General features: G+C 50.5%; 8 protein-coding genes and 1 pseudogene. 5 read left to right on the top strand and 4 right to left on the bottom strand.

Going from position 1 to position 12,717, the window contains the following annotated elements:
* Positions 1-55 precede the first annotated feature (55 nt).
* Positions 56-2,122: a polyphosphate kinase 1 gene (ppk1, locus tag C3432_RS04860; protein WP_103775519.1), complete on the top strand. Its 2,067-nt coding sequence runs from the start codon at positions 56-58 to the stop codon at positions 2,120-2,122.
* Between the two features lies 1 nt (position 2,123).
* A complete protein-coding gene (ppx, locus tag C3432_RS04865) occupies positions 2,124-3,665 on the top strand; it encodes an exopolyphosphatase (protein WP_103775520.1) in 1,542 nt (513 codons plus the stop codon).
* Between the two features lie 18 nt (positions 3,666-3,683).
* On the opposite strand, the gene C3432_RS04870 is transcribed toward ppx, so the two are convergent.
* A complete protein-coding gene (locus C3432_RS04870; RefSeq protein WP_103775521.1) occupies positions 3,684-5,915 on the bottom strand; it encodes a bifunctional diguanylate cyclase/phosphodiesterase in 2,232 nt (743 codons plus the stop codon).
* A gap of 351 nt (positions 5,916-6,266) precedes the next feature.
* Between C3432_RS04870 and C3432_RS04875 the strand changes: the two genes are divergently transcribed.
* The gene (locus C3432_RS04875) at positions 6,267-6,458 is read left to right on the top strand and encodes a YfgG family protein (RefSeq protein ID WP_103775522.1); all 192 of its coding nucleotides are present in this window, start codon (positions 6,267-6,269) and stop codon (positions 6,456-6,458) included.
* A gap of 282 nt (positions 6,459-6,740) precedes the next feature.
* A complete protein-coding gene (locus C3432_RS04880; protein WP_103775523.1) occupies positions 6,741-7,439 on the top strand; it encodes a winged helix-turn-helix transcriptional regulator in 699 nt (232 codons plus the stop codon).
* A 331-nt stretch (positions 7,440-7,770) separates the two neighbouring features.
* Here the strand turns inward: C3432_RS04880 and C3432_RS27925 are convergent.
* The 3 genes and pseudogenes from C3432_RS27925 to guaB all read right to left on the bottom strand — a co-directional run bounded on the left by C3432_RS27925 (position 7,771) and on the right by guaB (position 11,171).
* Positions 7,771-7,963, bottom strand: a pseudogene (locus C3432_RS27925) (hypothetical protein).
* A 95-nt stretch (positions 7,964-8,058) separates the two neighbouring features.
* The gene (gene guaA, locus C3432_RS04890) at positions 8,059-9,636 is read right to left on the bottom strand and encodes a glutamine-hydrolyzing GMP synthase (protein ID WP_103775524.1); all 1,578 of its coding nucleotides are present in this window, start codon (positions 9,634-9,636) and stop codon (positions 8,059-8,061) included.
* Between the two features lie 68 nt (positions 9,637-9,704).
* Positions 9,705-11,171, bottom strand: coding sequence for an IMP dehydrogenase (gene guaB, locus C3432_RS04895; protein WP_103775525.1), 1,467 nt, complete (start codon positions 11,169-11,171; stop codon positions 9,705-9,707).
* Between the two features lie 161 nt (positions 11,172-11,332).
* On the opposite strand from guaB, the gene xseA reads away from it, so the two are divergent.
* Positions 11,333-12,712 carry an exodeoxyribonuclease VII large subunit gene (gene xseA, locus C3432_RS04900; RefSeq protein ID WP_103775526.1) on the top strand — a complete coding sequence of 460 codons (1,380 nt, stop codon included), beginning with the start codon at positions 11,333-11,335 and terminating at the stop codon, positions 12,710-12,712.
* Positions 12,713-12,717: the final 5 nt, after the last annotated feature.

Genomic DNA, 12,717 nt, shown 5'->3' on the forward strand with positions numbered 1-12,717 from the left:
TGCTCGCCATAATAATCAGGCAGTGTCCCGTGAATAAAACGGAGTATAAGTATTAATGGGTCAGGAAAAGCTATATATCGAGAAAGAGCTGAGCTGGTTAGCGTTCAACGAACGTGTGCTTCAGGAAGCTGCGGATAAATCAAACCCGCTGATTGAGCGGATGCGCTTTTTAGGCATCTATTCCAATAATCTTGATGAGTTCTACAAAGTTCGCTTTGCGGAGTTGAAACGACGCATCATTATTAGCGAAGAACAGGGTTCGAATTCTCATTCTCGCCATCTGTTAGGTAAGATCCAGTCCCGCGTATTAAAAGCCGATCAGGAATTCGACGGCCTGTACAACGAACTCCTGCTTGAAATGGCGCGTAATCAGATCTTCCTGATTAACGAACGCCAGCTGTCGGTTAATCAACAGAACTGGCTGCGTCACTACTTCAAACAATATCTGCGCCAGCACATTACGCCAATTTTAATCAACCGTGAAACGGATCTGGTTCAGTTCCTTAAGGATGACTATACCTATCTGGCCGTGGAGATTATTCGCGGCGATTCCACCCGCTATGCGCTGCTGGAAATTCCGTCCGATAAGGTGCCGCGTTTTGTGAATCTGCCGCCAGAAGCGCCGCGTCGCCGTAAGCCAATGATTCTTCTGGACAACATCCTGCGCTACTGCCTCGACGATATCTTCAAGGGCTTCTTTGATTACGACACGCTGAACGCCTACTCGATGAAGATGACCCGTGATGCGGAGTACGATCTGGTGCACGAGATGGAGTCAAGCCTGATGGAGCTGATGTCCTCCAGCCTGAAGCAGCGCCTCACCGCCGAACCGGTTCGCTTTGTCTATCAGCGTGATATGCCCAATGCGCTGGTGGAAGTTCTGCGTGAAAAACTGACCATCTCACGCTATGACTCTATTGTGCCCGGTGGGCGTTATCACAATTTTAAAGACTTTATTAACTTCCCCAACGTTGGCAAAGCCAACCTGGTGAACAAGCCACTGCCGCGACTGCGCCATATCTGGTTTGATAAAGAGAAGTTTCGCAACGGTTTTGACGCCATTCGCGAGCGCGATGTGCTGCTCTACTATCCGTATCATACCTTTGAGCATGTTCTGGAACTGCTGCGTCAGGCGTCATTCGACCCGAGCGTGCTGGCAATCAAGATTAACATCTACCGCGTGGCGAAAGATTCACGCATCATTGACGCCATGATCCATGCCGCCCACAACGGCAAGAAAGTGACCGTTGTGGTGGAGCTGCAGGCGCGCTTTGACGAAGAGGCGAACATTCACTGGGCCAGACGTCTGACGGAAGCGGGCGTACACGTGATCTTCTCTGCGCCGGGGCTGAAAATTCACGCCAAACTGTTCCTGATTTCGCGTAAAGAAGGCGACGATGTGGTGCGTTATGCCCATATTGGCACCGGGAACTTCAACGAAAAAACCGCGCGCCTGTACACCGACTACTCGTTACTGACCGCCGATGCGCGGATCACCAACGAAGTGCGTCGGGTGTTTAACTTTATCGAGAATCCCTATCGTCCGGTAACGTTCGACTATCTGCTGGTTTCACCGCAAAACTCCCGTCGTCTGCTGTATGAAATGATTGACCGGGAAATTGCCAATGCGCAACAGGGATCACCGTCAGGCATCACGCTGAAGCTGAATAATCTGGTCGATAAAGGGCTGGTTGATCGACTGTATGCGGCGTCAGGCTCCGGCGTGCCCGTAAATCTGCTGATTCGCGGCATGTGCTCGCTGATCCCAAATCTGGAAGGCATCAGCGACAATATTCGTGTGATCAGTATTGTTGACCGCTATCTGGAACATGACCGGGTCTATATTTTTGAAAACGGCGGCGATAAGCAGGTCTATCTCTCCTCCGCTGACTGGATGACACGCAACATTGATTACCGCATCGAGGTAGCCACGCCGCTGCTTGACCCACGTCTCAGGCAGAGGGTGCTGGATATTGTTGATATCCTGTTCAGCGACACGGTAAAAGCCCGTTATATCGATAAAGAACTGAGTAATCGCTATGTACCACGCGGCAACCGCCGTAAAGTGCAGTCACAGCTGGCGATTTACGATTACATCAAATCACTTGAGCAATCTGACTAGTATGCCAATACACGATAAGTCACCACGACCGCAGGAGTTCGCAGCGGTCGACCTGGGTTCAAACAGTTTTCATATGGTCATTGCCCGCGTGGTGGATGGCGCGATGCAAATTATCGGTCGCCTGAAGCAACGCGTACACCTGGCTGACGGGCTCGGCGAAGATAACATGCTAAGTGAAGAGGCAATGGATCGCGGATTAAGCTGTCTGTCGCTGTTTGCCGAACGCCTGCAGGGGTTTTCCCCCTCCAGCGTCTGTATTGTAGGGACGCATAGCCTGCGTCAGGCGCTGAATGCCACGGACTTTCTTAAACGGGCAGAAAAGGTTATCCCCTACCCGATTGAAATTATTTCCGGTAACGAAGAAGCACGTCTGATTTTTATGGGCGTGGAGCATACGCAGCCCGAAAAAGGCCGCAAGCTGGTTATCGATATCGGCGGCGGTTCGACTGAACTGGTCATCGGCGAAAACTTTGAGCCAAAGTTGGTTGAAAGCCGCCGCATGGGCTGCGTCAGTTTTGCACAGATCTACTTCCCCGGCGGGGCGATCAGCAAAGAGAACTTCCAGCGCGCTCGCATGGCAGCAGCACAAAAGCTGGAGACCCTGACCTGGCAATTCCGTATTCAGGGATGGAACGTCGCCCTGGGTGCCTCCGGCACCATCAAAGCCGCCCATGAGGTCCTGCTGGAGATGGGCGAGAAAGATGGCTTTATCACCCCTGAACGTCTGGATATGCTGGTCGCTGAGCTGCTCCAGCACCGCAGTTTTGATGCACTAAGCCTGCCCGGTCTTTCTGATGAACGCAAAGCCGTTTTCGTACCCGGCCTGGCGATTCTGTGCGGCGTCTTCGACGCGCTGGGTATTCGTGAGCTTCGTCTTTCCGATGGCGCCCTGCGCGAAGGCGTGCTGTACGAAATGGAAGGGCGTTTCCGTCACCAGGATGTACGTAGCCGTACCGCCAGCAGTCTGGCGAATCAGTACAACATCGACAGCGAGCAGGCAAGGCGCGTGCTGGAAACCACCATGCAGATGTACGAACAGTGGCAGACGCAACAGCCTAAACTGGCGCATCCGCAGTTGGAAGCGCTGTTGAAATGGGCGGCGATGCTGCATGAGGTCGGTCTGAATATTAACCACAGCGGTCTGCACCGCCACTCGGCATATATCCTGCAAAACAGCGATTTGCCGGGATTTAACCAGGAGCAGCAGACCATGATGGCGACGCTCGTTCGCTTCCACCGTAAGGCGGTTAAGCTGGACGAGCTGCCGCGTTTTACGCTGTTTAAGAAAAAGCAGTTCCTGCCGCTCATCCAGCTGTTACGTCTTGGCGTACTGCTGAACAATCAGCGACAGGCAACAACCACACCGCCGACGCTGGCGCTTATCACCGACGAAAACCACTGGACGTTGCGTTTCCCTCACGACTGGTTCAGCCAGAACGCGCTGGTTCTGCTCGATCTGGAGAAAGAACAGCAATACTGGGAAGCCGTTACCGGTTGGCGTCTCAGGATTGAAGAAGAAAGTTCACCTGTCGTTGCCGCTTAAGCGTCACAACCCGTCTGTTCAGGTGCCGGATACCGGCACCTTCTCTTCCAGAGCGTCATCTAACGACTTCGGCTCGCCAATCAGATGTCCTTGCAGATAATCGATCCCAAGCGATATGACCGCGTTGCGGATCTCTTCGCTATCAACACACTCCGCAACCACCTGCATTTTCTTCATTCGTGCCAGATGGCAAATTGAAGCCACAATTTGATAATCCAGGCTGTTGGAGATGATATTGCGGATAAAGCCACCGTCTATCTTCAGGATATTGGCATTCATATCTTTCAACCGCGCATAACCGGTACCAAATTCATCAATGGCTATCTGGCAGCCCAGCTGTTGCAGTTGCTGAAGCGTTGCCTGGGCCTGTTCTGCATTGGTCTGCACATTGCTTTCGGTGACTTCAAAAATTAGCTGCCACGCCTCGACCTGATATTTTGTCAGCAATTTACTGACGACAATCGGGAAATTGGCGCGGCAAACTGAGGTTGATGACAGATTAATCGCAAAACGTCGGGCAGGCATTTTCTCCCGATTCCGCACCATAAATTGCAGGGTATGTTCGATCACCCACAGATCAATACTCGATGACAGGCCAAATTCATGTGCGACGACCAAAAAGCTCTCCGGATTGATCGTCCCGCCATCATCCTCTTTAAGCCGCACCAGGATCTCGTGATAAATGTCCCCGCGCACCCCGGCAATAGGCTGCGCCAGCAGGCAAAAATCATCATTTTCCAACGCCTGTTGCAGTCGATTCATCATCGCCACTTTATCTTTTAAGTCATGCTGTCGATTCTTCGCCCCGCGTCGCTGCATGTTCTCTGGTACATTCGTGGCGATAGAGAGTTCCGCAACCATGCTTAACTCACCTAACAACAGATAGATATGGCTAACCGGGGAACGCACATAACAGTAGCTTACGCCAACCTGCGGCTGCATTGGCATCCCGTCCCAGATGAAACGAAATTGCTTAATATGCTGATCCAACGCCTCGATACGTTCCTGATGTCCTTCAGTATTCAGGCGTAAAACCAAATCGTTGCCGGACAACTGAAAAACGTGCTCATCCTGCTCCAGGAGAGGCCTAATCCACTGTGAAAGTTTCTGCTTATACTGAATACGCAACATGATGCCGTAGTTTTTCACCAGCAGTTCCATGCCGGGTACACGTAAAAAGCAGAGCACCGACCAGGGCGCCTTTTTAAGTTCACGATTTAACGCCCGTAAATTGGGAAGATGAACCACGGGATCAAGATAGGCGAGCCGACGGGCGCGGCTGTTGGCCATTCTCTGACGCGTTGCCAGCACGGACATGTAATTCACAATAAATGAAAAGACCAAATAGCTCGAAGAGGTAATCGCCAGCTGCGTGTCGTATCCTGAGTAATAAGGTATATAGCTATGGAAGTAGCTGATGCCTGTTATCAACACGAAGGCCCATATTAATGAGATCAGCTTATAACCATAGCGCATCGATCCCCACAGCATGACGGGTAACAGCAACGACAAGGTATAGTTCGTACTGAATATTGAACTATCCTCATTGAGCGGCATACAGAGCAGCACCATTAATGTCGTTAATACCGCGACCCAGATGGCGAACTCTTTCTTAGTAACTTTGCTATCAACCTGCTGTTTTAACTGAGAATAATAAGCAAAAAGGTATAATGGATTACGAATAATACGAATAATAAAATAGCACAACGGAATCCCTACAAGATTTCCTGTGAGCAGCGCCTGATAGTTAATTAACGTACTAACATTTAACGGAATAACACCCAACAAACTGGTTCGGCTGGCATACACACCTACGAAGGCGGCAAACTGGAAAAGCACTAAAAACAGCGTCGCCGGACAAAGTATTTGCCAAAATATTCGCTGCCCCATCAATCCGACATTGCCATGACTAATATTGCCACGCCTCGGTGTAAAAACGCGATACCCTCCCCAACTAAGCACTATCGTGATAATAAAGTGCGTAATAATTGAGAGCGTTTCAGGTAAGCCAACCTGCGGATATTTTCGGATAAAAATCGCCAGTGCGATGCCTGGCAAGGCTGCCCAACCGAAAAATAATGTCAGGCTAATCATTAGTGCTAACGGCAGGTAAAATAGAATAACATCACCTGAACCAATATGAGTATAGGTATTGGCGTTATACAATACAGGCAATAGCAGAGGCGGCAGGATGAGCGGTAGCGCCCACCATTTATCTCTGATTTTGATATAGGTTTTATTTAGTCTCATAGATGCTCAGCAGAAACCCTGATTCCTGAAGGGTTTTATCAGACAGGCATCCCACCTGACTTTTAACTAACGATGGCGAGTAAGCCATACCCAGAGCCTTGATTTTAGTTATCACCTGAAAGTTACAATTGATATATATCAACTAATTCCATCCTCATTAATCAATTATTACCTTTATTTCCCTGTGTTATCATTATTTTATTATTAATGTAAATACTATAATTATCTTTCATAACATATAGGAATAAATCAGCTGACGCAATTTTACATAATGAAGAATTGACCATCACCTTTCGGTATGCCTTAATGTACGCATCGCCCACGCGCTGGGTTTTTTCTAAGGATCCTTTTGTGAGTCAGGTTACCAGTATGCGAAAACGACATCGATTTAACAGTCGCATGACACGTATCGTACTGCTTATCAGTTTCCTCTTCTTCTTTGGTCGTTTCATATACTCTTCTGTGGGTGCCTGGTATCATCATCAGGACAAAAAAGAAGCACAGCGCTCCACTCTCTCTGTTGAAGCCCCTGCTCAACGTTAAATCGACATCAACAGACGGTTTTCATAAGACAGACCCGGCATCCCCACGCCTGTACGCTCGTTTCCTGAACGTATTATCACCCAGGAAACCATAAGACAGGCGCCCATAACACAACAGCAATGTGCTATCTGGTGAAACACATTCCTCCTTCACTGCTAATATTGATATCTTTTGTTAAATTCAACACTTCTTTTTTAGAAAAAAGCGGTACCATTATTTTCCCCTTCAGCTACTCTTGTGTATATTTTTCCTTCGGCATTCAATCATTTTCAGGATCTAAGCATGGATTTCAACCCAGTAGATAACAGCAATGGTGAGGAATTACCCGCATTTGCATTTTCTCAAAAGACGAAGTATTTATCCGCACAGCAAACGCTTTTCGATGCTCTGCTGCCGGCAGGAGAGCCATTTTCACAGCCTGCGCATTGGGTTCATCAATTTAGCCCTGATCAAGAAAATGCCAATATCATATTGTTAGATAAAGGAATTATTTCAATATGTCACTCCGGTAGCAATCTTTATATGTCTACTGCTTTTTCACCCTCGGTACTGGGGCTCATTGATGGATATGGCTTTTATTATAATATTCCCGGGCGCCCTCAGCATTATCTTTATGCCGAAACGGACTGTAGTGGATATTTCGTCCCCCTGAACAAATTTGTTGAAACGGCAAATACCCAGGAACTCTGGCATGATGTCGCCAGAACGCTGGCTCATCGACTCCTTGTGATGAGCGCCCGTGAACAGGAATTAGTGGGTGTAGATTCTTACCTCAAAGTCCGCGCCCTGATAATAGAGCTATGGACTTATCCAAAAGAGTATCGGATGCAAATCAATATTGTTAACTTTATTCAAAGGCGTACGGCCCTTTCACGCAGTCGCATTATGAAATTTTTGTCAGATCTGCGCATTGGTGGTTATATTTCTATTAATCGAGGTAAGCTGGAGTCTGTCCTCCAAAAATTACCGTCAGCATACTGATATTTTTACTGGCAATATTATAAACACACTATTTTATGCATAAAGCATGAGTATTTTTAGCAAAACATATTTAAATCAACGAGAAGACACAAACCTTATAACCCCACACAAGTCCCGGTCAATCAAAATTATGAAAGGTCGCCAACGGAGGATTCACGGGATAATGGTGATAAAATTATCTCGTAACGTACTCTGCACGAAAGAACGCCAGGTAATGCCAACCCGCCACCGGGCACATTCTCCCATCACCGGGAGCTGCGACACAAACGTGATTATACATTCCCGCATTCAGCAGGCGTAACTGTGCACAATTTAGAAACCGATCGGGTTATCAGGCCATTATCAGACGATTGAACAACAGCTGCTGGACGTTCTGTCGTTGTGCCAGGATCGCATGGGCAGTCACTAAGTCTCGCATCCCGGCGGGAACTGGCTAACTGTACTCTCAAACTGTGTCAGTATATTGCGATAACCAGGCACGGCTCGACATCAGCACGACGCAGGAAACGCGCTATTTTGTCGATGAAGTGGTTTAGCGGAGAAAATAAAAACCCCCTGTAAAAACAGAGGGTTGATTTAGAAAATGAATAGAAATGATTCGCTATGAGTTAGCCGTAAATCATTCCCACTCGATGGTCGCCGGCGGTTTACCGCTGATGTCATACACTACGCGTGAAATACCGTTAACTTCGTTGATGATGCGGTTGGAAACACGTCCCAGGAAATCGTACGGCAGGTGCGCCCAGTGTGCGGTCATAAAGTCGATGGTTTCAACCGCACGCAGGGAAACCACCCAGTCGTATTTACGGCCATCACCCATCACGCCAACCGAACGAACCGGCAGGAAAACAGTAAATGCCTGGCTCACTTTGTTGTACAGATCGGCTTTGTGCAACTCTTCGATGAAGATAGCGTCAGCACGGCGCAGCAGATCGCAGTACTCTTTCTTCACCTCGCCCAGTACACGAACGCCAAGACCGGGACCCGGGAACGGGTGACGGTACAGCATGTCATACGGCAGACCCAGCTCCAGGCCAATTTTACGCACTTCGTCTTTGAACAGCTCTTTCAGCGGCTCAACCAGACCCATCTTCATCTCTTTCGGCAGGCCGCCCACGTTGTGGTGAGATTTGATGACGTGCGCTTTACCGGTCGCGGAGGCTGCGGATTCAATCACGTCAGGATAGATAGTCCCCTGCGCCAGCCACTTCACATCTTCCAGTTTTAATGCTTCTTCATCAAAGACTTCAACGAATACGCGACCAATGATCTTACGCTTGGCTTCCGGATCGTTTTCGCCTTTCAGCGCGGTCAGGAAACGCTCTTCAGCCGGAACGTGAACAATGTTCAGACCAAAATGATCGCCAAACATATCCATAACCTGCTCTGCTTCATTCAGGCGCAACAGACCGTTATCCACAAATACGCAGGTCAGATTTTTACCGATGGCGCGATGCAGCAGCATTGCGGTTACAGAAGAATCCACGCCACCGGAAAGACCGAGGATCACTTTATCGTCGCCGACCTGCTCGCGGATACGGGCAACCGCGTCGTCGATGATTTTTGCCGGCGTCCACAGCGCTTCACACTGGCAGATCTCAAGAACAAAACGCTCCAGCATACGCATACCCTGGCGGGTGTGGGTCACTTCCGGGTGGAACTGTACGCCGTAGAAACGCTTTTCTTCGTTCGCCATGATGGCAAAGGGGCAAGTTTCGGTGCTGGCAACGGTCACAAAGTCTGACGGGATAGCCGTCACTTTATCACCGTGGCTCATCCACACGTCCAGCAGCGGCTTGCCGTCTGCGGTCAGTGAATCTTCAATTCCGCGGATCAGGGCACTGTCGATTTTAATTTCTACCTGCGCGTAGCCGAACTCACGTTCGCTGGAGCCTTCAACGTGACCACCGAGCTGCATTGCCATCGTCTGCATGCCATAGCACACGCCGAAGACCGGAACGCCGGCTTCAAAGACGTACTGTGGCGCACGCGGGCTGTTTTCTTCGGTTGTGCTTTCCGGACCGCCAGAAAGAATGATACCGCTTGGATTGAATTCGCGAATTTGTGCTTCCGTAACATCCCACGCCCACAGTTCGCAATAAACGCCGAGTTCACGCACGCGACGCGCAACCAGCTGAGTATACTGAGAACCGAAATCCAGGATAAGAATGCGATGCTTATGAATGTTTTCCGTCATTGACGCTAATTCCGAGGCAAGTGAAACAGATTAAATAAATCGCCCGACACAAGGTCGGGCGAAGAAAATCAGGAGCCCAGACGGTAGTTCGGGGACTCTTTGGTGATGGTCACATCGTGAACGTGACTTTCCTGAATACCCGCACCGCTGATACGTACAAATTCTGCCTTTGTCCGCAGCGCGTCGATAGTACCACAGCCGGTAAGTCCCATACAGGAACGCAGGCCTCCCATCTGCTGGTGAATAATCTCTTTCAGGCGGCCTTTATAGGCAACGCGACCTTCGATACCTTCCGGCACCAGTTTGTCAGCGGCGTTATCACTCTGGAAGTAGCGGTCGGAGGAACCTTTGGACATCGCGCCCAGAGAACCCATACCGCGGTAAGATTTGTAAGAACGCCCCTGATACAGTTCAATTTCGCCAGGAGATTCTTCAGTACCGGCCAGCATAGAACCGACCATAACCGCGCTTGCGCCAGCCGCGATTGCTTTGGCAATATCACCAGAGAAACGAATACCGCCATCAGCAATAACCGGAATACCGGTGCCTTCCAGTGCTTCAACCGCGTCGGATACGGCGGTGATCTGCGGAACGCCCACGCCAGTAACGATACGCGTCGTACAAATAGATCCAGGACCGATACCGACTTTCACCGCACTCACGCCAGCCTCTGCCAGAGCGCGGGCACCTGCGCCAGTCGCCACGTTACCGCCGATGATCTGCAGATCCGGGTATTTTGCACGGGTTTCACGGATGCGCTGCAACACACCTTCAGAGTGACCATGCGAGGAGTCGATCAGCAACACGTCAACGCCAGCCGCCACCAGCGCGTCAATACGTTCTTCATTCCCTGCGCCTGCGCCCACTGCGGCACCTACACGCAAACGTCCCTGCTCATCTTTACAGGAGTTCGGTTTACGCTCTGCTTTCTGGAAGTCTTTAACGGTGATCATGCCGAGCAGGTGGAAGAGATCGTCAACAACCAGCGCCTTTTCAACACGTTTTTCGTGCATTTTCGCCAGGACGACTTCACGGGCTTCACCTTCACGCACGGTAACCAGACGCTCTTTCGGCGTCATATAGACACTGACCGGTTGGCTCAGATCGGTAACGAAACGTACGTCACGACCGGTGATGATCCCCACCAGCTCGTTATCGTCAGTCACTACCGGGTAACCCGCAAAACCGTTACGCTCGGTCAGCTCTTTCACTTCACGCAGCGTGGTGGTCGGCAGCACCGTCTGCGGATCGGTTACCACGCCAGATTCATGTTTCTTCACGCGGCGGACTTCTTCAGCCTGACGCTCAATAGACATGTTTTTGTGGATAAAACCGATGCCGCCCTCCTGCGCCAGCGCGATTGCGAGGCGTGCTTCAGTCACAGTGTCCATTGCTGCGGAGAGCATAGGAATGTTCAGACGAATGTTTTTCGTCAGCTGCGTGCTGAGGTCGGCGGTATTCGGCAGAACGGTAGAGTGAGCGGGAACGAGGAGGACGTCGTCAAACGTCAAAGCTTCTTTAGCAATACGTAGCATGGGCAATATCTCTAACCTGGGGGTGGATAAATATTGCCGTGGCATTATACAGAGCGAAACCGATTGCTTCCACACTTTTTTGCAAAAAATGCTTGCGATCCCCTGTGGGCGGGTTACTATCGATTGAATAACCTGCTGATTTAGAATTTGATCCCGCTCACATGTTATCCACTCAAACCGCCTCAATCTTTACCGTAAGCCGCCTGAATCAGACGGTTCGTCTGCTGTTAGAACAAGAGATGGGTCAGGTCTGGATCAACGGTGAAATTTCTAATTTCTCGCAGCCCTCATCCGGGCACTGGTACTTTACTTTAAAAGACGATACTGCCCAGGTTCGCTGCGCGATGTTCCGCAACAGTAACCGCCGGGTGACCTTTCGTCCGAAACACGGCCAGCAGGTGTTGGTCCGCGCCAACATTACGCTGTACGAACCGCGCGGCGACTACCAGATTATCATCGAGAGTATGCAGCCAGCGGGTGAAGGTTTACTGCAGCAGAAATACGAACAGCTAAAAGCTAAACTCCAGGCCGAAGGACTTTTTGACCAGCAACATAAGCAACCACTCCCTTCACCTGCCCACTGCGTTGGGGTAATCACCTCAAAAACCGGTGCTGCGCTGCACGATATTCTCCACGTTCTGAAGCGCCGCGATCCGTCTCTGCCGGTGGTTATCTACCCAACCGCCGTTCAGGGTGATGATGCGCCTGCCCAAATTATTCGCGCGATTACGCTTGCGAACGCACGCAACGAGTGCGATGTGTTAATCGTCGGGCGCGGCGGCGGGTCGCTGGAAGATTTATGGAGTTTTAACGACGAACGGGTGGCGCGAGCAATTTTTACCAGCCGCATTCCGGTGGTGAGCGCGGTCGGCCATGAAACCGACGTCACCATTGCTGATTTTATCAGCGACCTCCGCGCCCCAACGCCGTCTGCAGCAGCAGAAATCGTCAGCCGTAATCAGCAGGAGCTACTGCGCCAGATCCAGTCCGTCCAGCAGCGTCTCGGCATGGCGATGGACTATTACCTTGCCAGTCGTAGCCGCCGTTTTACGCAAATGTTCCATCGCCTGCAGCAGCAGCATCCACAATTACGCCTGGCGCGTCAGCAAACGGCCCTGGAACGGCTGCATCAGCGGATGAATCTGGCGATAGACAATCAGCTTAAGCGAACCCACCAGAGACAGCTCCGTCTGGCTCAGCGCCTGAATCAGCAAAATCCGCAACCTCATATTCACCGTATGCAGAGTCGTATTCAACAACTGGAATACCGGCTGGCGGAGAATATGCGCGCACGACTTAGCGAGCAACGTGAACGTTTCGGCAACGCCGTCACCCATCTGGAAGCGGTCAGTCCGCTGGCAACGCTGGCGCGCGGCTACAGTGTGTCTACCGCGAAGGATGGCCAGGTCATGAAGAAAGTAAAACAGGTCAAAGCGGGTGAGTTTATGACGACCCGACTGGAAGACGGCTGGGTGGAAAGTCAGATAACCGACGTTAAGCCAGTAAAAGCGCCACGGAAACGCAAGCCCGCAAGCCAGTAACCGCA

Source organism: Citrobacter amalonaticus, assembly GCF_002918555.1.
GTDB classification, from domain to species: Bacteria; Pseudomonadota; Gammaproteobacteria; order Enterobacterales; family Enterobacteriaceae; genus Citrobacter_C; species Citrobacter_C amalonaticus_A.